Source organism: Mesorhizobium sp. M6A.T.Ce.TU.002.03.1.1 (genome assembly GCF_003997275.1).
Classification (GTDB): domain Bacteria; phylum Pseudomonadota; class Alphaproteobacteria; order Rhizobiales; family Rhizobiaceae; genus Mesorhizobium; species Mesorhizobium mediterraneum.
The window spans coordinates 1-21,087 of the sequence record NZ_RZTI01000107.1 but is presented as its reverse complement, the minus strand read 5'-3'; the positions used below and the strand labels follow the sequence as shown (position 1 = coordinate 21,087).

18 protein-coding genes are annotated in these 21,087 nt (G+C 61.9%); 5 read left to right on the top strand and 13 right to left on the bottom strand.

Annotated elements, in window-relative coordinates; genetic code table 11:
* Positions 1-130: 130 nt before the first annotated feature.
* From tatC to EOC93_RS25090, 9 genes are all read right to left on the bottom strand, one after another.
* Positions 131-940: a twin-arginine translocase subunit TatC gene (tatC, locus tag EOC93_RS25130; RefSeq protein ID WP_095485595.1), complete on the bottom strand. Its 810-nt coding sequence runs from the start codon at positions 938-940 to the stop codon at positions 131-133.
* A gap of 44 nt (positions 941-984) precedes the next feature.
* On the bottom strand, positions 985-1,668 hold the full coding sequence (tatB, locus tag EOC93_RS25125) for a Sec-independent protein translocase protein TatB (RefSeq protein ID WP_127205949.1): 684 nt from the start codon (positions 1,666-1,668) through the stop codon (positions 985-987).
* Positions 1,669-1,697: 29 nt separating this feature from the next.
* Entirely contained in the window at positions 1,698-1,919 is a 222-nt protein-coding gene (locus EOC93_RS25120; protein ID WP_013895102.1) for a twin-arginine translocase TatA/TatE family subunit, read from the bottom strand.
* A 178-nt stretch (positions 1,920-2,097) separates the two neighbouring features.
* On the bottom strand, positions 2,098-2,877 hold the full coding sequence (gene scpB / locus EOC93_RS25115; protein ID WP_095485468.1) for an SMC-Scp complex subunit ScpB: 780 nt from the start codon (positions 2,875-2,877) through the stop codon (positions 2,098-2,100).
* A complete protein-coding gene (locus tag EOC93_RS25110) occupies positions 2,874-3,674 on the bottom strand; it encodes a ScpA family protein (protein ID WP_095485469.1) in 801 nt (266 codons plus the stop codon). The genes scpB and EOC93_RS25110 overlap by 4 nt, the downstream gene beginning before the upstream one ends.
* Positions 3,675-3,801: 127 nt before the next feature.
* Complete coding sequence (gene nagZ / locus EOC93_RS25105; RefSeq protein ID WP_127205948.1) at positions 3,802-4,821, bottom strand: beta-N-acetylhexosaminidase; 1,020 nt, start codon at positions 4,819-4,821, stop codon at positions 3,802-3,804.
* A 180-nt stretch (positions 4,822-5,001) separates the two neighbouring features.
* Positions 5,002-8,658 carry an SPOR domain-containing protein gene (locus EOC93_RS25100; protein ID WP_127205947.1) on the bottom strand — a complete coding sequence of 1,219 codons (3,657 nt, stop codon included), beginning with the start codon at positions 8,656-8,658 and terminating at the stop codon, positions 5,002-5,004.
* A 103-nt stretch (positions 8,659-8,761) separates the two neighbouring features.
* Positions 8,762-10,519, bottom strand: coding sequence for an arginine--tRNA ligase (gene argS, locus EOC93_RS25095; RefSeq protein WP_127205946.1), 1,758 nt, complete (start codon positions 10,517-10,519; stop codon positions 8,762-8,764).
* 61 nt (positions 10,520-10,580) lie between these two features.
* A complete protein-coding gene (locus EOC93_RS25090) occupies positions 10,581-11,795 on the bottom strand; it encodes a deoxyguanosinetriphosphate triphosphohydrolase (protein ID WP_127205950.1) in 1,215 nt (404 codons plus the stop codon).
* Positions 11,796-11,868: 73 nt separating this feature from the next.
* Between EOC93_RS25090 and erpA the strand changes: the two genes are divergently transcribed.
* The 5 genes from erpA to EOC93_RS25065 all read left to right on the top strand — a co-directional run bounded on the left by erpA (position 11,869) and on the right by EOC93_RS25065 (position 14,323).
* Positions 11,869-12,216 (top strand): iron-sulfur cluster insertion protein ErpA, encoded by a 348-nt coding sequence (gene erpA / locus EOC93_RS25085; protein WP_126106215.1) that lies wholly within the window; start codon positions 11,869-11,871, stop codon positions 12,214-12,216.
* A 37-nt stretch (positions 12,217-12,253) separates the two neighbouring features.
* On the top strand, positions 12,254-12,733 hold the full coding sequence (locus tag EOC93_RS25080; protein ID WP_127205945.1) for a hypothetical protein: 480 nt from the start codon (positions 12,254-12,256) through the stop codon (positions 12,731-12,733).
* Between the two features lie 2 nt (positions 12,734-12,735).
* The gene (locus EOC93_RS25075; protein ID WP_127205944.1) at positions 12,736-13,128 is read left to right on the top strand and encodes a VOC family protein; all 393 of its coding nucleotides are present in this window, start codon (positions 12,736-12,738) and stop codon (positions 13,126-13,128) included.
* Between the two features lie 7 nt (positions 13,129-13,135).
* Complete coding sequence (gene xth, locus EOC93_RS25070; RefSeq protein WP_095485477.1) at positions 13,136-13,930, top strand: exodeoxyribonuclease III; 795 nt, start codon at positions 13,136-13,138, stop codon at positions 13,928-13,930.
* A 99-nt stretch (positions 13,931-14,029) separates the two neighbouring features.
* Complete coding sequence (locus tag EOC93_RS25065) at positions 14,030-14,323, top strand: hypothetical protein (protein WP_126106212.1); 294 nt, start codon at positions 14,030-14,032, stop codon at positions 14,321-14,323.
* 253 nt (positions 14,324-14,576) lie between these two features.
* Here EOC93_RS25065 and EOC93_RS25055 read toward each other — a convergent pair whose 3' ends face one another.
* The 4 genes from EOC93_RS25055 to EOC93_RS25040 form a co-directional block, all read right to left on the bottom strand.
* On the bottom strand, positions 14,577-15,413 hold the full coding sequence (locus EOC93_RS25055; protein WP_126106211.1) for a tetratricopeptide repeat protein: 837 nt from the start codon (positions 15,411-15,413) through the stop codon (positions 14,577-14,579).
* Entirely contained in the window at positions 15,400-17,124 is a 1,725-nt protein-coding gene (gene ilvD, locus EOC93_RS25050) for a dihydroxy-acid dehydratase (protein ID WP_127205943.1), read from the bottom strand. The genes EOC93_RS25055 and ilvD overlap by 14 nt, the downstream gene beginning before the upstream one ends.
* Positions 17,125-17,405: 281 nt before the next feature.
* On the bottom strand, positions 17,406-18,626 hold the full coding sequence (locus tag EOC93_RS25045; RefSeq protein WP_127205942.1) for an outer membrane protein transport protein: 1,221 nt from the start codon (positions 18,624-18,626) through the stop codon (positions 17,406-17,408).
* A 435-nt stretch (positions 18,627-19,061) separates the two neighbouring features.
* The coding region (locus EOC93_RS25040) for a valine--tRNA ligase (RefSeq protein ID WP_127205941.1) at positions 19,062-21,087 on the bottom strand (2,026 nt) is incomplete at its 5' end.

Below are 21,087 nucleotides of genomic sequence, written 5' to 3'. Positions count from 1 at the left end.
AGACCTAAAACGCATCGCGTTTTAGGCCAGAGGGCGTAAACCGCATCCTTGACCGATGCAAGATGTGAAGATCGAGTTCCTTCGCGCCCCCCCTCTGTCCTGCAAACCTTGATTAAGGCCTCCGGCCAGCCTACGTCGAAGGCGCGTCCGCGGGCTTTTCGGCCACCTCTTCTGCGGCCTCCCGCTTCTCGCGCGCCAGACGTTCCCGTTCCTTGCTACGCTCGATCAGCCGGGCCGACCAGATTGAGACCTCGTAGAGAATGATCGTTGGGATGGCGAGGCCGATCTGGCTTATCGGGTCGGGCGGTGTCAGCACAGCCGCGACGACGAAGGCGATGACGATCGCCCATTTGCGCTTTTCGACCAGCGCCTGCGACGACAGCATGCCGACCCGCGCCATGAGGCTGGTCACCACCGGCAACTGGAACACCAGGCCGAAGGAAAAGATCAGCGTCATGATCAGGCTGAGATATTCCGACACTTTCGGCAGCAACGAAATCTGCACTTGGTCGTCAGTGCCGGCCTGCTGCATGGCGAGGAAGAACCACATCACCATCGGCGTGAAGAAGAAATAGACCAGCGACGCGCCCATCAGGAACAGGATCGGCGAAGCGATCAGGAACGGCAGGAAAGCGTTGCGTTCGTTCTTGTAGAGGCCGGGCGCGATGAATTTGTAGATCTGCGTGGCGATCAGCGGAAAGGCGATCACCATGCCGCCGAACATTGCCAGCTTCACCTGGGTGAAGAAGAATTCCTGCGGCGCCGTGTAGATCAGCTCAACCTTGTGCGGGTCGAGCCCTGCCCATTGGGTCGCCCATTTGAACGGCACGACCAACAGGTTGAACAGTTGCTTGGCGAAAAAGAAGCAGAACAGGAAGGCGACGAAGAACCCGCCGATCGACCACATCAGTCGCCGGCGCAATTCGATCAGATGCTCCATCAGCGGAGCCGCCGATTTATCGATCTCGTCCTTTTCCGAAACGCTCACTTGCTGGCTCCCGCCGTCTTTTTGGCGGCTGCAGTCGGCTTCTTCACCGGTGCAGGCTTCGGCTCGGCCTTTTTAGCTGCGGTCTTTGTCACGGCAGGTTTTGCTGCTGCCGCTGGCTTGGCTGCGGCCTTGGAGGCCGGCATCGTTTTCGCTGGCTCAGGCTTCTTCTTCGCTGGCGAGGCCTTTTGCGGTGCAGCCGGCGTCGCCGTCCCGACAGGCGACGGCACCACCGACTCATCGGTCATCACCGGAAAGATCGGCGCCGCCGGCGTCGCTTCCGGGGCACTGACGCCCGGCAGCACCGTCGCGCCATTCTTCAGCTCGGTATCCTGCTGCGTCGAAGCAGTTGGCGTGACAGGGTCGACGGCCGGCTTCGGCTTCATCGCCGCGTCGACGCCTGAACGGACATCGGCTGCCGCCTGCTCAAATGGATTGAGCTGTTTCCTGATCTCGGCGGCCGGATTGAGGCTTCTGAGTGAATCGACCGACTTCTTGACGTCGTCAAGCTCGGCCTCCTTCAGCGCATCGTTGAACTGTTTCTGGAAGTCGGCTGCCATGCCGCGCAGCTTTGTCGTCGTGCGCCCGAAGGTGCGCAGCATGTTGGGCAAATCCTTGGGCCCGACGACCACGATCATGACGATCGCGATCACCAGCATCTCGGTCCAGCCGATGTCGAACATGGCGATACGTTCCGACTAAAGTTTTGGGCTCAGCTCTTGCTGGCCTTTTCCTTCACTGCCGAAACGGTTTCGTCGGCACGATGTTCGACGGTGCGCTTGTCCTCGGCAACATCGTCGTCGGCCATGCCCTTCTTGAAGCTCTTGATGCCCTTGGCCATGTCACCCATCAGCTCAGGTATCTTGCCGCGGCCGAACACCAGCAGCACGATCACCAGCACGATCATCCAGTGCCAAATCGAAAATGAACCCATAACAATCTCTCTCGAATGTTTTCTCTGACGATGATCTATGCGCTTTCGCGTCGGGATTCAAACACAACCGCGACAGAGTTTATAAATGAGTGGCCGAAGTCACGCACTTTCGGCGCCGTAGCCCGCTACCAATCGGCGCAGCCCCTAAAATCAACGGCTTTCGGCGCGTCGTTTGCGGTCAATCATCCTCGACACGCGGCGTCAACAGGCCGAGTTCCTCGAGGTCGATGTCGGTCAGCGGATCCTCGTCGTCGGTCAGCGCATCCGGATCGGCCGGCGGCAGCGGAATGGAGAAATTCGACGGCATGCGGCCCGAAAGCAGCCCGGCGCCCTTCAATTCCTCCATGCCGGGAAGATCGCGGATCTCCTCCAATGCGAAATGGTCGAGGAAAATGTCGGTGGTGCCGTAGGTGACGGGACGGCCGGGCGTGCGGCGCCGACCGCGCATCTTCACCCATTCGGTCTCCATCAGCGTGTCCAGCGTGCCCTTCGAGGTCTCGACGCCTCTGATGTCCTCGATCTCGGCTCGCGTCACCGGCTGGTGATAGGCGATGATCGCCAGCACTTCGAGCGCCGCGCGGGAAAGCTTCCTCTGCTGCACTGTGTCGCGGCTCATCAGGAAAGCGAGGTCGCCGGCGGTGCGGAACGCCCAGGCATCGGAGACGCGCACCAGATTGACGCCGCGCCGCGCATAAATCTGCTGCAGTTCGGCCATCGCCGCGGCAATGTTGATGCCATCGGGCAGGCGCGCGGCAAGCTGCTTTTCGCTGACCGGCTCGGCGCTGGCGAAAACGATCGCCTCGGCCATGCGCACGGCTTCCGCCATATGCAGCCGCTCGCCAGGATTCTGGGAAAAGTTCTGCGCCTGATTTTCTGCCGGAGTCTCGCCGAGCATGCCGTCTTCGGTCTCGTCGTCGACCTTGAACGGAATGACCGAAGCGTTGGCGCGTTCACTCATGATGCCACCTCGACTGCCCTGATGCCTTGCGCACGGCCGCGCAGATAAAGCGGCGCGAACACCTCGTCTTGCCGCATTTCCATTTTGCCTTCGCGCACCAGTTCCAGCGTGGCCGCAAACGAGCTGGCAATCGCGGTACGCCGCTCATCCGGGCCGGTCAGATATTCGACCAGGAAACTGTCCAGCGCCGTCCAGTCGGCAAACGTGCCGATCAGCCTGTTCAGGATATCGCGCGCGTCCTTGAGCGACCACACACCGCGCCTGGCGATGGTCACATTGGTGATCGCCTGTTTCTGGCGTTGCTGCGCATAAGCGGTCAGCAGATCGTAGAGCGAGGCCGAATAGGCGTTGCGTTTCTCGACGATGACCATTTCCGGCATGCCGCGGGCGAACACATCGCGTCCGAGCCGGTTGCGGTTAACCAGGCGTGCCGCCGCGTCGCGCATCGCTTCCAGCCGCTTCAACCGGAATTGCAGCACCGCCGCCAGCTCCTCGCCGCTTTCGCCGTCGTCGCCGGGTTGCTTGGGGATCAAAAGCTTCGACTTGAGAAACGCCAGCCACGCCGCCATCACCAGATAGTCGGCGGCGAGCTCCAGCCTGAGCGCCCTCACCTTCTCGACGAAGGCCAGATATTGCTCGGCCAGCGCCAGGATCGAGATGCGCGACAGATCGACCTTCTGGTTACGCGCAAGATGCAGCAGAAGATCGAGCGGGCCTTCAAACCCGTCGACGTCAACGACCAACGCAGGATCGCCGGTCAGCCGCGAATCGTCGTTCTCGGCCCACAGACGGTCCATCGGTGCGGCCTTGCCGGCCTTACTGTCCAATGTTTCCGCCACCTACTGTCGCTTTCCTTTGCTTCTATCTTCTTGTTTGACCATGATCTGTTCCGAAAAACCGGCTCCCACTTTTCGGGATCATGGTCTAGGCCACCGCATCGAAATAGGTGGCGAATTCGGCGCGTATCTCGGTCTCATCAGCCCGATCGCGGTTCTTGATATAGGTCAGCGCCCGTTGCGCGCGGCGCAGCGACGTGCCTTCAAGCCCTGTTGTGCGCGACGCAATGCCGGCCATCTCCTCGAAAACGCCGTTGCAGTGAAGGACCAGATCGCAGCCCGCCGCAAGGATCGCGGCCGCCTTTGTCGGGAAATCCCCAGAAAGTGCCTTCATCGAGGTGTCGTCGCTCATCAACAGCCCGTCGAAGCCGATTTCGCCGCGGATGATCTCATCGATGACCTTGCCGGACGTCGTGGCCGGGTTCTTCGGGTCGATCGCGCTGTAGACGACATGCGCCGTCATCGCCATCGGCAAATGATTGAGCTCCCTGAACGGGGCGAAATCATGCCGCTGCAAGTCGCTCATCGAGGCATCGACGGTCGGCAGTTCGAAATGCGTGTCGGCAAAGGCCCGTCCATGCCCGGGAATATGCTTCATGACCGGCAGCACGCCGCCCGACATCAACCCTTCAGCCGCCGCGCGACCCAGTTCGATGACGGCACGAGGCTCCTTGCCATAGGCGCGGGCGCCGATGACGTCGCTGGCGCCCTCGATCGGCACGTCGAGCACCGGCAGGCAATCGGCTGTGATGCCATAGCGCGAGAGATCGAAGGCATGCAGCCGCGCCAACAGCCAAGCGGCGCGGTTGCCGGCGTCGTGGTCATTGCGCCACAAGGCGCCGAGCGCACCACCGGCCGGATAGTTCGGCGCCAGCGGCGGCCGCAGGCGCTGCACCCGGCCGCCTTCCTGATCGATGAACACCAGGGCATCCGGGCGCTCGACACAGTCGCGCATCGCGGCGACCAGATCGCGGATCTGCTCGGTCTCGCCGATGTTGCGCGCAAACAAGATGAATCCCCACGGGCATTCATTGCGATAGAATTTGATTTCGTCGCGTGTGAGCGATTTCCCGGCGCAGCCGAGGATCATGGATTTTGATTCGGTCATGGACAGGAGTTTAGAGCTTCACGCGAACAAAGGGAATCGCATCGAGCCACATGCGGTTGAGCCAGAATCCCTTCCCACAAAGATCTCCCTTCCACATAAAAAAACCGGCCACATAAAAAAACCGGCGCGGTCTGTGACCGCGCCGGCTCTTTCCGCCCAAGGGCGGGAGATTTGAAACGGCTAGCGCGACACGAAGCAGTTGCCGCCGGCAGCCTTGTAGCTGGTGCACAGGTTGATCGCATCGTTGCGCGACTGCGCCGGCACCCGGACGCGATAGAACGTTCCCTTTCCGGCGATCTCGGCCTTGACGATGTTGGCGGTGCGGCCGGCCAGCACGCTGCCGTAGCGGCGCTGCAGGTCCGCATAGCTGGACTGGGCGCTTTCGACAGTCGGCTGCGAGGCGATCTGCATCGACCACGAGCCACCGCCGGTCGAGGCCGCCGCCGGATTGATGGACGCAACCTGGTCCGGCTTGACCTCGCCGACGACGTCGACAGGCTGGTCGGACGGACGTTGCGGCGCCACCGGAACCGTGGCCGGCGTATTGGCAGGTTGGCTGGTTTGGGCATCGGCCTCAGACTTGGGCGGGGCTGCCGGCTCGGCTGTTTCCGGCCTGGCGGTTTCGGTCTGGTCGCCACCCAGTAAGTTACCACTTGCCTGGTCGGCAACAGGCGGGACCGTGCCGGTCTGCTCCGCTTCGCCGGCCTGACCCGCCGGGGCCACATGCTGCGGCGCCGGATCGACAGGGTCGAGGGCAGCCACCTGCGCCACCGCAGGCGCCGGATCCTCCCGCGCAACCAGTGAGCCATCTGATTTGACGACCATGGTTCTCACCTTGCGCGGCGCGACGGCGACGACATCGGGGTCTATGCCTTTGTCAGCCTCTTGCAGAACCTGGGCAATACGATCCTCGGACTTGGGCGTCGGCGCAGCGGCGACGTCGGCATTTCCGGCCGCTTGCGTGCCGCCGGCCGCATCGACGCCTTCAGCCGCGTCGAAGTCGTCGGGCGAAAGATCGACCACACGGCTCTGCGGCGGCTCCTTGGCCGTGACGTCCACGGGCTCTTCGGCGTTGGTGACCAGTTTTTCCTGGACCGGTTCGGCAGGCTTCGCGCCACCCTTGGCCACGGCGTCATAAACCTTGTTTTCCTGGTTCGGCACGACGGTGCCGCCCGGATTTTCAGGCCTGATCTTGATCGGTGCGTTGTCCGCCTTGACGATGACCGGCGCGTCGTTGCCGCCGTTGCCACCGAAAGACAGCGCGAAGGCGCCGAGACCGCCGGCGATCGCCACGGCGCCTACAACCGCGGCGACCAGCAGGCCGCGGCGCCGGGGCCTCGCGGTATCCTGCTCCAGGCCTGGAACCGACATGGCCTCATCCAGCTCGGGATCGTAGTCGAGTTCGTCTAAGCCAAAGTCGTTGGCCTGCGGAGCCGGCCGGCCGGCTGGCAAGTCGCCCAGATCGAAGCCGCTGGCGGCATCGGCATAAGCCGCACTGACGGGCGCTTCTGCGGGTCTCGCCGCATAGGTCCGCGTTTCAACGCGGTCGGGCTCATAGCCTGACTGGAACCCGGCCCCTGACTGGAACCCGGCCCCTGACTGGAACCCAGCCCCTGACTGGAATCCGGCATTGTAGGATTCGTCGTCATACGCCGCGCTGCGCGCCGGGGCGGCAGCGACGTCCACGGCATTCATTTCCGTGAGAAGGCTGGCGAACTCGGTGTCGAGATCGTCATAAGCAGGCGCCGCCGGTTCGTCTTCATTGAAGTCGAGGTCCGGAATATCGAGGTCGTCCGCCAGCGCCACGACGCGCTCGGGCACATCGACCGTCTCGACATCGGGCATCTCGTCATACGCCGAAGACTGTTCGCTTTGCGCTGGCGCAGATGCCGCATTGGCGGCATCGTCTTTGGCCGGCTCATCCTGATAGGCCAGGTCGTCCTGATAGGAGGGGGCCGCAGCCATTGGCGGTGTCGTTTCCGTGGTCTTCACCGAGGCCACTTCCGTGGTCCTCGCCGAAGCCGTCGGCTGGGCTGCAAAGGCAGGCTGCGACTGTGCGACCGGCGTTACGCGGCTCCACGAACGGGCCGGCGCCGGCGCGGCGGAGCGTGCCGCCATCCAGTTGAGCGAATCATCCGGATCTTCCTGGTGAGCGGCGGCCGCAACGTTATCGTCGTCGCCATGATCCAGACCGATGTCCTTGGCGAAGGCAGCATGCAATGTATCCTCGTCGAAATCGACATCGGCCGGCCCGGCGGCATCTTCAGCGCCGAAATCCTGGCCCTCGAGCTCATCGAAGAGAACGGTGTCGAGATCGGCATCGGCGGCCTGAACCGCGCCATCCTCCGGCTGCTCCGAAAGGTCTTGCTCGTCAAGGCTCCAGTCCAGTTCGTCGACAGTATCCGTTGGTTTGTCGGCGACCTTTTCAGCCGCGGCCACAGGCTGCTGAACCACGGGGGGCTCGTTGGCCGCGGACGCCGCCACGGGGGCAGTCCGTGTGCTCATGGTGCCCAACAGCGCGTTCAACTCGTCTTCAAGGCTCCGCTCATCAGCGATAGCGGTTGGCGCCGTCGGCTGGGCTGCAACGCCGGAGGCCGGCGCAATCGGCTCTTGGGCTTTCTCGGCAAGCGCGTCCTCGAAACTCAAATCGAAATCGGCGTCGAACGCGTCTTCCAGGGTCGTAGCGGACGGCTCGTCCTTGGCGGCGATAGCCTCCGGTTCGTCAATTTCGGGCGCGTCAATTTCGACTGGTTCATCCGTGCGAACGTCGAAATCCATATCGACATCGGCCATGGCGTCGTCGAAATGGCCGGCAAAGTCCTCCTCGGACTCTTCCGAAACGGCTCGAACAGGCGCAGCAGGAGTTTCAACAGCGGCCTGCTCTAACGGCATATGTTCGTCGAGCATCAACTCGTCTTCGAGCGAGCTTGCGACGGCATTGTCGAATTCGTCGTCGAAGGCGGGCTCGGCGGCCGGCGCGGAGATTTCGGCGGCTTCGGCAGCGGCGGCGTGCTCCGTCGGAACATATTCGTCGAGCGTCAGCTCGTCTTCGAGCGAGCTTGCGACGGCATTGTCGAACTCATCGTCGAAGGCGGGTTCGGCAGCCGGTGTGGAGACTTCGGCAACGGCCGCCTGCTCCATCGGCACGTGCTCGTCCAGCATCAGCTCGTCTTCGAGCGAGCTTGCGACAGCGTTGTCGAATTCTTCATCGAAGGCGGGTTCGACCGGCGCGGAAACGGCGGCAGTATTCTGTTCAGCCTCGTCCGTTGCATCGTCGTCGAGCAGGAAATCCGGTTCGAGCGAGGCGGTAAGCTCGTCGTCCCCGAGCTCGTCGTCCCCCATCTTGTCGTCCATCGCCAAATCGTCTTCGAATGGCGACACATCTTCGAGCGAACTGGCGAGCGCATCGTCGAAATCGTCATCGAATGCAGCTTCAACAGCCGGCGCGGTTGCTTCGGCAACACCAGAACGCATGTCGTCGGTAGCAACGGCATGGGCAGCCTCATCCGCTGCTTCGTCGTCCAGCAGGAAATCCTGTTCGAGCGACGCGGCAAGCTCGTCGTCCCCAAGCTCGTCGTCCACCGCGTCAGTGGCATCGAAAACCGGCTCGCGAACCTCGGCGGCGCTGTCATTATCGTCGGCGCCGAATTCGCCCATCAACTCCTTCTCGAGGTCGATGTCGAAATCGCCGTCGTCCACCGGCTGGGTGACGGGAGCCGCCTTCGGCTTGACCGGCTGGCGCGGGTCGAACCCCATGATCCTGGTCAGTTCCGCGAACGGATCATCGTCGGCGATATCGTTTTGGGCGGCTGCTCTCAGCTGGGTTCTGTCTGCCATTATTGTTCCCGAACTCGCACTCATTCGGACGCCATGGACGTCGCGTAGGGTTGGCCCTTACCAGCGCAATGTGGGCAAAAGGTGACAGGTTTTTTAGTCAAACCTAACGCATTTCGGTGGGCGCATCGGCTCCGATCAGCGTCAGGCCGGACGTCAAAACGTCCGAAACAGCCTGCACCAGCCCTAGTCTGGCATGCGTCAATTGTCGGTCGTTAACCTTAACAAAACGTAAGTCGGGATTCTCGGTGCCGCGGTTCCAATGTCCGTGGAAGCTGGAGGCGAGATCATAGAGGTAGAATGCCAGCCGGTGCGGCTCCAGCGCAAGGGCCGCGGATTCGATCAGCCGCGGATATTCCGCAAGCTTCCTGATCAGGCCGATCTCGCCTTCGTCGGTCAGCAAGGCGGTGGCGGCGGCCAGCCGACTGCGGTCAAAATTGGCCTCGCCCAACTGCTCGCTCGCCTGCCGGAACACCGAATGGCAGCGCGCCGAGGCGTACTGCACGTAGAACACCGGATTGTCCTTCGACTGCTCGGTCACCTTGGCGAAGTCGAAATCGAGCGGCGCATCGTTCTTGCGGTAGAGCATCATGAAGCGGATCGGATCGCGGCCGACTTCCTCCACCACTTCGCGCAGCGTCACGAATTCACCCGACCGCTTCGACATGCGCACCGGCTCGCCTTCGCGAAAAAGCCTCACCAGCTGGCAAAGCAGCACGGTAAGTTTCACCTCGTCGCCGGCGATCGCCCGGGCGAGCGCTTCCAGGCGCTTCACATAGCCGCCATGATCTGCGCCGAGCACATAGATCAACTCGACGAAACCGCGATCGACCTTGTCCTTCAAATAGGCGACGTCCGCGGCGAAATAGGTGAAGGTGCCGTCAGACTTGACGAGCGCCCGGTCCATGTCGTCGCCGACCGCTGTCGAGCGGAACAGCGTCTGCTCGCGATCCTCCCAATCGTCCGGCTTCTCGCCCTTGGGTGGCGGCAGCTTGCCTTTGTAGATATGGCCCTTGAGCGTCAGGTCGTTGATGGCCGAGCGGATTTTCCGGGCGTTGTCGGCGTGCAGCGTGCGCTCCGAGAAAAAGACGTCGTGATGCACATTGAGCAGCGCCAGATCCTCACGGATCATCGCCATCATCGCATCGATCGTCCTGTCCTTGACGATGGCAAGCGCTTCCTCGTCCGGCATCTGCAACAAGGAGCGGCCAAATTCGCCGGCCAATGCCTGGCCAACCGGGATCAGATAATCGCCCGGATAAAGCCCGGCCGGAATCTCGCCGATCTCGTCGCCAAGCGCCTCGCGGTAACGCAGCATGACGGAGCGGCCGAGCACGTCGATCTGCGAACCAGCGTCGTTGATGACATACTCCTTGGTCACGTCATAACCGGCGAAAGCCATCAGATTGGCGAGCGCATCACCAACCACGGCGCCGCGGCAATGGCCGACATGCATCGGTCCGGTCGGGTTGGCCGAGACATATTCGACATTGGCCTTCTTGCCGCCGCCAACCGTCGAGCGGCCGTAGTTGCGGCCTTCGCCGAGCAGCGCGGTCAGATGCACCTGCCAGAACGCATCCTTGAGCCTGAGGTTGACGAAGCCCGGACCGGCAATTTCGGCGGCGGCAATGTCGGTGTCGGCGCGCAGCGCCTGCGCCAACCTTTCAGCCAGAGCACGTGGCGACTGGCCGGTCGGCTTGGCCAGCACCATTGCCGCATTGGTCGCCAAGTCGCCATGGCTGGCGTCGCGCGGCGGCTCGACGGCGATGCGCGATAGGTCCAGCGTACCGCCGTCCTTGTCTTTCAAATCAAGCGCTTCGACAGCTCTGGTGATTCGCGCGTTGAAATCGGCGAAGATGTTCATTGGTGTGGCTCTGGCGGCTTTGCAGGGATCCGGCTCATTGGCCGGCAAAATCGAGCCCGCCCTAGCTCAATTCAGGCGTATGGTCAAACAAACGGCGGTGTTCTTTCAAAGCGTAGGTATCCGTCATGCCCGCCAGGAAATCGGCAACGCTGCGCGCCTTGATGCGATCGTCGGCCCGGTCGAGCCCTTCGCGCCAGCCATCGGGCATGGCGCGCGGATCGGCGAAATAGACCTCGAACAGGTCCTTGACGATCTGCTCGGCCTCGGTGCGCACGCGCATGACCTCTTTGTGCCGGTAGAGATGCTTGTAGAGAAAGGCCTTCAATTCCTTTTCCGACGCAGCCATTTCGGCGGAAAAGGTCACCATCGTCTCGCCTGCCGCCCTCACCACGTCGGCGCTCTCCGGCTTGATGCGCGCAAGGTTCGCGGTTGTCGACACGATGACATCCTCGACCATCATCGTGATCTGCCGTCGCATCAGTTCGTGCCCTGTCCTCACATCGTCCAGCGCCGGATAGCGCTGGCGCACGCCTTCGAGGATCGATCCAGGCAAAGAGATCTTTTCCAGCATGTCCAGTGTCAGGAGGCCTGATCTCAGGCCGTCGTCGATGTCATGGGTGTTATAGGCGATATCGTCGGCGATCGCCGCGCACTGCGCCTCGATGCCGGCGAAGCGGTCGAGCTCGAGGTCGTGCAGCTCCGAATAGTCTCGGATCGCTTGCGGCACCGGCCCCTTCAAGCCCTTTCCCCTGGCGTCGGTCAGCGGTCCGTTGTGCTTGACCAATCCCTCCAGCGTTTCCCAGGTGAGGTTCAGCCCGTCGAACTCGGCGTAGCGGCTCTCCAGCCGCGTCACCACGCGCAGCGATTGCGCATTGTGGTCGAAGCCGCCCCATCCGGCCATCTTCTCGTTCAGCGCGTCCTCGCCGGTGTGGCCGAAGGGCGTGTGGCCGAAATCGTGCACCAGCGCCACCGCCTCGGCCAGATCCTCGTCGCCGCGCAGCGCCCGCGCCAAGGCGCGCGCGATCTGCGCCACCTCGATCGAATGCGTCAGCCGGGTGCGGTAATGGTCGCCCTCATGCGCGACGAACACCTGCGTCTTGTGTTTCAGCCGGCGAAAGGCCGTCGAATGGATGATGCGATCGCGGTCGCGCTGGAACGGCGTGCGGGTCGGGCTCTCCACCTCGTCGAACAGGCGCCCGCGCGACTTTGCCGGATCGCAGGCATAGGCTGCGCGCGGCCGATAGCCGAATCCGATGTCGCCCAACTCGTTGGTCATCGCCGATACCGCAGTTGACTTGCCCACTCGCGCTTCATACCTATCATGTGAAACCGAAAGCAAGGTGACGCCCATGGGCGCTGATGCCAAGACTGCCATGAAAGTCGAGATGACCGACGCCGCCGCCAGGCGGATCGCCAAGATCGTATCTGGCGAAGCCGGCAAGAAGGCGCTGCGCGTTTCGGTCGAGGGCGGCGGCTGCTCCGGCTTTTCCTACAAGTTCGACCTGGTCGACACCCGCAACGATGACGACGTCGCCATTGAGAAAGACGGCGCCACCGTGCTGATCGACGATCTCTCGCTGGTCTATATGGGCGGCTCGGTGATCGATTTCGTCGACGATCTGATGGGCCAGTCGTTCCAGATCAGGAACCCGAATGCGGTCGCCTCGTGCGGCTGCGGCACCAGCTTCAGCATTTGAAGATATGAAGCCGCTCCTCGTCGGCCATGAGGATCCGATGACGGTCCTTGTCGCCCGCGAGATAGAAGCGATTTCCGATGTCGATATCGTTGGCTGGGCCAACAGCCACACTGCGCCTCCGAGCTACGCTGAAGACGCTGCCTACGTGCAGCTCGCGCGATGCAACCCGCGGAACGCGGTTAGGCTTGCGAAAGCTCATGGCCATTTGAGGTCGCTGGTCGCGCGAAGTTTTCCCGATTTCAACGATAAGTCCGATGAGGCCAAGGAAATAGCACGTAAGCTGTTTCTTCGACGCATACGGACTTACCTTGATGGCGAAATCGAACCATTTCAGATCTGCCGTATGGTGTCGCCGATTGAAAACAAATACGATTTTCCCCTCTGGCTTGGAGACCTCTACAACGGCTGCGATTGGATGGATGAGAATGCAACGCGCGAGCAGGCATCGCATCTGCGATGGATGATAGAGCAAATACTCGCGGAAAATGCCGAGCTCCAATCTTTCGGGAGTGAGTGAACATGCGCCGCGTTGGCGCGGTCCGTCAGGTCGCGCTTTCAGCCGGGCGCGATCTCGATGCAACGCTGGCGTTCTGGCACGACGTGCTCGGCATGGCGGTCCACGTGCGCTTCGATCCGCCCGGCATCGCCTTCATCATGGCCGGCGACGTGCGGCTGCTGTTCACCGATGGCCTGCCGGCCGGCACCGTCTATCTCGATATTTCAGACCTCGACGATTTCCACGCCTCGGCAAAAGCCGCCGGTGTCCCCTTCACTGCGCCGCCGATGCTCGTCCATCGCGATACCGAAGGCCTGTTCGGGCCGGCGGGGGAAAGCGAATGGATGGCCTTCCTAAAGGACCCGGCAGGAAATACGATCGGCCTCGTCGAACGTCATCCGCCGGAACAGCAATGAGGCCGCCATGAAAATCGTCACCTGGAACATCAACGGCGTTCGGGCCCGCATCGGCAATCTGACCCATTGGCTGACGGAGAGCGCGCCTGATATCGCCTGCCTGCAGGAGATCAAGACGGTCGACGAGCAGTTTCCGCGCGCCGAGATCGAGGCGCTTGGCTACAACGTCGAAACCCATGGCCAAAAGGGCTTTAACGGTGTCGCCATCCTGTCGAAGCTGCGCTTCGACGAGGTTATCAGAGGCCTGCCTGGCGACGATGCCGACGAGCAGGCGCGTTTCATCGAGGGCGTGTTCTCAACCGACAAGGGCGCGTTGCGCGTTGCCTCGCTCTATTTGCCGAACGGCAACCCAATCGATGACGAGAAGAAGTTCTCCTACAAACTGTCCTGGATGGCGCGGCTGGAGCGCTGGGCCGAGGAGCGGCTCTCGCTCGAAGAGGCGCTGGTGCTGGCCGGGGACTACAATGTCATCCCCGAATTCATCGACGCGAAATTCCCGGAGAACTGGCTGGGCGATGCGCTGTTCCAGCCGCAGACGAGGCAGGCGTTCCGGCGGCTGAAGAATCTCGGCTTCACCGAAGCCGTGCGCGCGGTCACCGACGCGCCGGACACCTACACATTCTGGGACTATCAGGCCGGCGCGTGGCAGAAGAACAACGGCATCCGGATCGATCACTTGCTGCTTTCGCCCGAAGCCGCCAACCGCTTTTCCTCAGCCTCGATCGAAAAGCACGTGCGCGCCTGGGAAAAACCCTCCGACCACGTGCCGGTGGCCGTCGAGCTGGCTTTCGCGCCAATCTGATCATTTCGAGGTTCGGATCGCCCGGATTCCCGGCCGATAGACCGTCATATCGCCACAATCCGGGGTTCCGCTGCAATTCGGGTTCGGCTGGGATTCAGGATGACGATCAGGTTTGCGCTTTGCCCATGTGCTGCGGCGCTCGCCCTCGCGGCGAACCCGGCTTTTGCCGACGCGGAATGCCTGGCCAACGGAAAATCATTCCAGATCGGCCAGGTCGCCTGCCTGACGCTTTCCGGCCAGAGCCACCTCGCCCGTTGCGACATGGTTCTCAACAACACGTCGTGGACAAAGATTCGGGACGATTGTCCGGAAAATACGACGCCGCGTCCGCACGCCACGCCAATCTCGACACCGGCGCCAAGCCCGGTGCCGGCGGAGCCCATCGAGAACTGATTTTTTGCGCGGCCGGCGCCGCCCCTCATTGCCCTGCCGGGCATTTCTCCCCGTACAGCGACGGGGAGAAAGAGGCTGTCATCACGGATTTCGCTAATCACCAGCGTTGCCGAAAGTGCGCCAAGGCTGCAGCAAGCGCCCTTCTCCCCGTCACTATACGGGGAGAAGGTGCCGGCAGGCGGATGAGGGGCGGCGCAAAGCTTCGAAAACTGAATTCAAAGAGTTCCAGTTCAGTCCTTAGCGAGCGCCAATCCTACTGGTCGCTGCCACCCTTGGTGAGGATGTCATCGGCCAGCGAAATCGCGGTGCGGCGGTCGGCCTCGCCCGCCGCGGCGAACGCCTCTTCCTGCATGCCGCGTATCCATGGCTGGTCGGAAGGTGAGGCCCGTTCAAGTGCCGCGGTCATCATTGCCAGCCCCCGAACGATCTTGCCGCTCTGGAAGAGCAGGTTGCCGAGCGTCGCCTGCGCGCCGGCATGGCCCTTTTCCGCAGCGAGCTGGAACCAGCGTCCGGCCTGCTTGATGCTGGCCTTGACGCCGCCCTTGCCGTTCAGGAAGATCTGGCCCATCTCGAACTGCGCATTCGGGTTGCGGTAGTTGGCGGCGGCACGCATGTAATATTCCTGGGCCGCCACCTCGTTCTCTGTGATGGGGCTGCCGGGGATGCCCTTCCTCAAATAATCGCCGAGCGCCACGAGCGCATCCGATACATAGCTCTCTTCCGGCGAGCCGGGCTCTACGTCCTGGTCGACGATCTCTGAGAAGAACTTGAATGCCGCGTAATCGTCGCGCTCCACGCCGTCACCCTCGGCATACATGCGCGCAAGCTTCCAGGTGGCGCCGATCTGGCCGTTTTCGGCCGCGTATTTGTAGGCCTCCGCGGCCTGCTCCTTGCGGCCGTTCTTATAGGCGGAGAAGCCGAACTGGAACACCGCCCACGGGCTCGACTGCGGCTTCACGCCGGTCTTGTCGTCGAACACCTTGTCGTCGAAGGCCACGGCCTGGCCCGCGGCGCCCAAGGTCGCGCCAAAAGTGGCGATCGCGACCAGTGCCGAAAAGACAGACGACCTCAGCAACTCAGATATCCGCATAACAATGTGTTTCTTTCGCACCACCGGGATGGGTGACCGCGCCGTCGCGGGCAGGCCCAACCGTTTGTGCATATTTCCAGATCGCGCCCGACTGATAGTCGGTCGCGCGCGCCTTCCATGCCTTTGCCCTTGTCGCCAGTTCGGTGTCGGACAGATCAACCTCGATCGTGCCGTTCACCGCGTCGATCGAGATCAAATCGCCATCCTTGAGCAGCCCGATCGGACCACCCACCGCGGCTTCCGGCCCGACATGGCCGATGCAGAAACCGCGTGTCGCGCCCGAAAAGCGTCCGTCGGTGATGAGAGCCACCTTGCCGCCCATGCCCTGGCCATAGAGAGCCGCCGTCGTCGATAGCATTTCCCGCATGCCCGGACCGCCGCGCGGCCCCTCGTAGCGGATGACGAGGACCTCGCCCTCACTGTAGCTGCGATCCGTAACCGCCTGGAAACATTCCTCTTCCGAATCGAAGCAGCGCGCCGGACCGGAGAATTTCAGCTCCGACATGCCCGCGACCTTCACGATCGCGCCTTCGGGGGCAAGGTTTCCCTTCAAGCCCACGACACCACCCGTTTGGGTGATTGGTCGATTGGCGGGACGGACCACATCCTGGCTATCATTCCAGGCAACGTGGTCCATATTTTCGGCTAAAGTGCGGCCGGTCACTGTCAGGCAGTCGCCATGCAGATAGCCGTGGTCGAGCAACGTCTTCATCAAGAGCGGAATACCGCCGGCCTCGAACATGTCCTTGGCTACATATTTGCCACCCGGCTTCAGGTCGGCGATGTAGGGCGTCTTCTCGAAGATCCTGGCCACGTCGAAGAGGTCGAACTTAATCCCCGCCTCATGCGCGATCGCCGGCAAATGCAGCGCTGCGTTGGTCGAGCCGCCGGTGGCCGAAACCACAGTTGCCGCATTCTCCAGCGCCTTCAGCGTGACGATATCGCGCGGGCGGATATTCTTTGCGATCAGCTCCATGATCTTTTCGCCGGAGGCAAAATTGAAGCGGTCGCGCATCTCGTAGGGCGCAGGCGCCCCGCAGGAATAGGGCAGCGCCAGGCCGATGGCCTCGGCGACGGTGGCCATGGTGTTGGCGGTGAATTGGGCACCGCAAGAGCCGGCCGACGGACAAGCGGCCTGTTCGATTTCGAGGAGTTCGGCGTCATCGATGGTGCCGACCGAGTGCTGGCCGACGGCCTCGAACACGTCCTGGATAGTGATTTGCCGGCCCTTGTAGGAACCGGGCAGGATCGAGCCGCCATAGATGAAGATCGACGGCACGTTGAGCCGCACCATGGCCATCATCATGCCGGGCAGCGACTTGTCGCAGCCGGCAAGGCCGACCAGCGCGTCGTAGCAGTGGCCGCGCATAGTGAGTTCGACGGAATCGGCGATGACCTCGCGCGATACCAGCGACGATTTCATGCCCTGGTGGCCCATGGCGATGCCGTCGGTGACGGTGATGGTGCAGAATTCGCGCGGCGTGCCGTTAGCCGCGGCGACGCCCTTCTTGACCACCTGCGCCTGTCGCATCAGCGAGATGTTGCAGGGTGCCGCCTCATTCCAGCAGCTCGCGACGCCGACCAGCGGCTGCGCGATCTCGGCCGCCGACAATCCCATCGCATAGAGATAGGAGCGGTGCGGCGCACGCGCCGGACCGACGGTCACGTGGCGGCTGGGCAGCTTGGCCTTGGAGATGACTCTGGCGTCCATACTCGTCCTTGCCGCGGGCGATGCGGCCCTGCCCCATTGCCGAGCCTGTTGGCACGTATCCCGAGACAAATCCGAGGTGCGCCGGGTTTATGGCGGGAAATAGGCAATGTCCCTGGGCGCCCTTGCGGCGCGAGGGTTGCCCAGAAACTGTTGCCAAAACGTCACAATAGCAGGAAGCATAGGAACGCGGCGTATTTGCGACGTCGCTTGGATGTTCGGGAAGGCCACTCGAACAAAAAAGCCGGGCATTGCCCGGCTCTTTTACTATTGAAAACTTATACTTAGAACTTGACCTTAACCGAAGCTGAGCCTGCAAGGAGCAGATCGTCGCCGTAGGTGTAGGTAATGGCATTTGCCGTGTCGCCAACACCGGTGAAGGTAGACGACCCACCGGTCAGAACACCGATCGAGCCACCAAGTCTAACTTCGATCTTGTCGTTGGGCGAGTAAGAAATGCCGCTGGCCACGGACCAGGTGTCCGACTGATAGCCGGAGGTCGTCGAGGTTCCACGATCCCAGGTCAGCGAAACCGCGCCCGACAATTGGTCGGTGAACTTGTGAGCTATGCCGCCCGTGACCGTCCAGCCATCGCGATACAGCAGGTCGAAGGAAACGGGCGATGGAGCACCGGTCACAGGACTACGCACGCCATTGATGGGAATGATGCCAAGCCTGCTCCATTCTTGCCAGCGGATAGAGCCAAAGGCCAGCCAGCCAGGAGCTATGCCGCTCTGCAGCTTGAGTTCCACAGCTTGGGGTATCTCGGCCGAGGCGGAGACAGGAAACACCCCGGTAGAGCCTGGAATCAAATCCGCTGGAAAGGCGCCCCTAAAACCGGTCGAGTCGACGGTTCCCGACAGTCCATCATATTTGTAACTCGAAGAGTATATCAGGCTTGCGCGCAAGGCGATTTCGGGAATTTCATAGGCGGTGCCCACGCGCCAACCCCATGCCTCATCGGAAAGCTTGAATTTTCCGAGGCCGGTATTGCCGAAGGCCAGCAGTGTCTGGCGGGACAGAAACGCATCGACCTCCTGGTAGGAGACGCCGCCGATGAACCGGATGGCGCCCTTGCCGAGATTTACCTTGTAGGAGCAGGTAAGGCCGAAATCATTTGTTTTGACGTAGTATTTGACCGCCGTTGGCGAATAGGCGTTGTTCATTCCGAAGTCTGCCTCCGCACCGTACGGTTCCGTATACGTCGCAAGACAATCCACTGGTTCGAAGATGTTGGCCTTGAAGCCGACGCGCGGCACCGCGTAGTCGCCACCAACGTCTATTTCCGACGTCGACATTCCCGAGCCATCCAGGCGCTGCACATTCTTCAGTGTGCGCTGCGGCGAAACATAGGTGATGCCGGCATCGAACGAATACGGTGCGGCATCAAATAACTGGTCGATGTTGACACCGCCGCGGTCGAAGCCGCCGGCATTCGCAACGCCCGAAATCAATAGCGAAAAGCACCCCGCCCCCAGCAGCGCTTTCAGACGCAAATTGTTCATGAATCTCCTCCCCGAACATTAGTGGGGTCAAGCTAGAACCAATTCAGGTTAACGGCGCAACAACGAATTCTCGATGTGTACACGTACACCTGCGACGACCGCATTTTAGACAAAGTGACAGCTTCACCGCAGAGCCGGAAAACGGCCTATTGGGTTGCAAATCGACGAAAAAATTGAGAAAAATCGCATGAAACGACGCAAAAACAGCCCGTTTTGCAAAAATAAGCCCCATTGTTACATTACGGCAACAATAGGGCCAAAACATTCCGTTTACGTCAGGATTTACGCTGCGGAATGCCTATTTTCGTGGCAGGAAGCCCATCCGAAAAGCGGGTTCGGAGACTCGGGAATCCAGAGCATCGGACCCAAAAACGGAACGCCGGTTTTGGAACGATTCGATGCCCGACAGTCCGATGCTCAAACACCAAAGATAGGTTAACCGGCCTCGCGCACCCGCGTCAGCGCCACCGAAAGCTTTTCTTGCGCCTCGCGATACTCGGCGAGTTTTTCGCGCTCGGCTTCCACGACATCTTCCGGCGCGTTGGCGACGAATTTCTCGTTGGACAGCTTCTTGTGCAGGCGGGCGATCTCCTCGGTCACCTTGACCAGTTCCTTCTGCAGCCGCGCCGCCTCGGCGGTAACGTCGATCAGGCTGCCGAGCGGCAGGCAGATGGTCGCCCCGTTGAGCACGATCCGGGCGGAGCCCCTGGGCGCCGTATCGACCAGCGAGATGTCGCCGACCCGCGCCAGCCGCTTGATGGCCGATGCCTGGCGCTCAAGCCTTTCGCGGGTCGTGGCATTGGCGCCGATCACCATCAGCGGTGCGATCGCCGCCGGCGGCACGTTCATCTCCGAGCGCACGGAGCGGATACCCGAGACGAGATCGACCAGCCAGTTGATGTCGGCGGCCGCTGCCTCATCCTCGAAGTCGGGCGACGGCCAGGCGGCATGGCAAAGCAGCGACGGCCGTTCCTTGCCCTCGCCTGATGTCTCAGCCCACAGTTCTTCGGTCATGAACGGCATCATCGGATGCAGCAGCTTATAGATCTCATCGAGCACGAAGGCGACGCAGGCCCGGCTCTCGGCCTTGGCAGCCTCGTCAGTGCCCATGAACACCGGCTTCAGCAGTTCCAGATACCAGTCGCAGAACAGGTTCCAGACGAAGCGATAGGCCGCACCCGCCGCCTCGTTGAAGCGGTATGAGGTGATGCCATCGGTGATTTCGCGCGCGGCGCGCGTCAGTTCGGTCAGGATCCAGCGGTTGACCGCCAGCTTGGCGTCGTTCAGCCAGAAATCGTCGTTCCTTGCGACGTCATTCATCTCGGCAAAACGCGTCGCGTTCCACAGCTTGGTGCCGAAGTTGCGGTAGCCGGCGATGCGAGCCGGATCGAGCTTCACGTCGCGTCCTTGCGCCGCCATCACCGTCAGCGTGAAGCGCAGGGCGTCAGCGCCGTATTCGTCGATGAGATCGAGCGGGTCGATGACGTTGCCTTTCGACTTCGACATCTTCTGCCCGTTCTTGTCGCGCACTAGCGCGTGCATATAGACGGTATGGAACGGCTCCTCGTCCATGAAATGCAGGCCCATCATCATCATGCGAGCGACCCAGAAGAAGATCAGGTCGAAACCGGTCACCAGCACGTCGGTCTGATAGTAGGTCTTCAGTTCCGGCGTCTTTTCCGGCCAGCCAAGCGTCGAGAACGGCCACAGCGCCGAAGAGAACCATGTGTCGAGCACGTCCTCGTCGCGGGTCAGTATCTCGCCCGGCTTGAAGTTCTCGAGCTTGTCCTCGACCCAGGCCTTCCATGGCCCTTCCAGCGCCAGATAATATTCGACGGCGGCTGCGAGCGCCTCCTCTTCGGTCTTCTCGACGAAGACACGCCCGTCCGGCCCGTACCAGGCCGGGATCTGGTGCCCCCACCAGAGTTGGCGCGAGATGCACCAGGGTTCAATGTTTTCCATCCACTGGAAGTAAGTCTTCTCCCAACTGCCGGGTATGATCTTCGTGCGGCCTTCGCGCACGGACGCGATCGCCGGCTTGGCGAGTTCGGCCGCATTGACATACCACTGGTCGGTCAGGAACGGCTCGATCGGCACGCCGCCGCGATCGCCATGCGGCACGGCATGGCGGTGCGGCTCGACCTTTTCGAGGAAACCGCCCGCCTCCATCAGCGCGACGATCTTTTTGCGCGCGGCGAAACGATCGAGGCCGTTGAGCTCATCCCAGACGGCCTGGCGCTCGGGCGTCACCTCCAGCCCGGCGAGAAAATCTTCATTGTCCCCGAGGGTCACCGCCGCCTCGACGGTGAGAATGTTGATCGCCGGCAGCCTGTGGCGCTTGCCGACCTCGAAGTCGTTGAAATCATGCGCCGGCGTGATCTTGACCGCGCCGCTGCCTTTTTCCGGATCGGAATAGCCGTCCGCCACCACCGGGATCCTGCGGCCGACGATCGGCAGGACG

Bases quoted from the DNA above. Each gene is read 5' to 3' on its own strand.
- EOC93_RS25120 (WP_013895102.1), bottom strand. From the start codon at position 1,919: ATGGGTTCATTTTCGATTTGGCACTGGATGATCGTGCTGGTGATCGTG.
- argS (WP_127205946.1), bottom strand. From the start codon at position 10,519: ATGAACATCTTCGCCGATTTCAACGCGCGAATCACCAGAGCTGTCGAA.
- tatB (WP_127205949.1), bottom strand. From the start codon at position 1,668: ATGTTCGACATCGGCTGGACCGAGATGCTGGTGATCGCGATCGTCATG.
- EOC93_RS25110 (WP_095485469.1), bottom strand. From the start codon at position 3,674: ATGGACCGTCTGTGGGCCGAGAACGACGATTCGCGGCTGACCGGCGAT.
- EOC93_RS25075 (WP_127205944.1), top strand. From the start codon at position 12,736: ATGCGCCGCGTTGGCGCGGTCCGTCAGGTCGCGCTTTCAGCCGGGCGC.
- EOC93_RS25080 (WP_127205945.1), top strand. From the start codon at position 12,254: ATGACGGTCCTTGTCGCCCGCGAGATAGAAGCGATTTCCGATGTCGAT.
- ilvD (WP_127205943.1), bottom strand. From the start codon at position 17,124: ATGGACGCCAGAGTCATCTCCAAGGCCAAGCTGCCCAGCCGCCACGTG.
- EOC93_RS25065 (WP_126106212.1), top strand. From the start codon at position 14,030: ATGACGATCAGGTTTGCGCTTTGCCCATGTGCTGCGGCGCTCGCCCTC.
- EOC93_RS25055 (WP_126106211.1), bottom strand. From the start codon at position 15,413: ATGCGGATATCTGAGTTGCTGAGGTCGTCTGTCTTTTCGGCACTGGTC.
- scpB (WP_095485468.1), bottom strand. From the start codon at position 2,877: ATGAGTGAACGCGCCAACGCTTCGGTCATTCCGTTCAAGGTCGACGAC.
- EOC93_RS25100 (WP_127205947.1), bottom strand. From the start codon at position 8,658: ATGGCAGACAGAACCCAGCTGAGAGCAGCCGCCCAAAACGATATCGCC.
- xth (WP_095485477.1), top strand. From the start codon at position 13,136: ATGAAAATCGTCACCTGGAACATCAACGGCGTTCGGGCCCGCATCGGC.
- tatC (WP_095485595.1), bottom strand. From the start codon at position 940: ATGGAGCATCTGATCGAATTGCGCCGGCGACTGATGTGGTCGATCGGC.
- nagZ (WP_127205948.1), bottom strand. From the start codon at position 4,821: ATGACCGAATCAAAATCCATGATCCTCGGCTGCGCCGGGAAATCGCTC.
- EOC93_RS25090 (WP_127205950.1), bottom strand. From the start codon at position 11,795: ATGACCAACGAGTTGGGCGACATCGGATTCGGCTATCGGCCGCGCGCA.
- EOC93_RS25045 (WP_127205942.1), bottom strand. From the start codon at position 18,626: ATGAACAATTTGCGTCTGAAAGCGCTGCTGGGGGCGGGGTGCTTTTCG.
- erpA (WP_126106215.1), top strand. From the start codon at position 11,869: ATGGGCGCTGATGCCAAGACTGCCATGAAAGTCGAGATGACCGACGCC.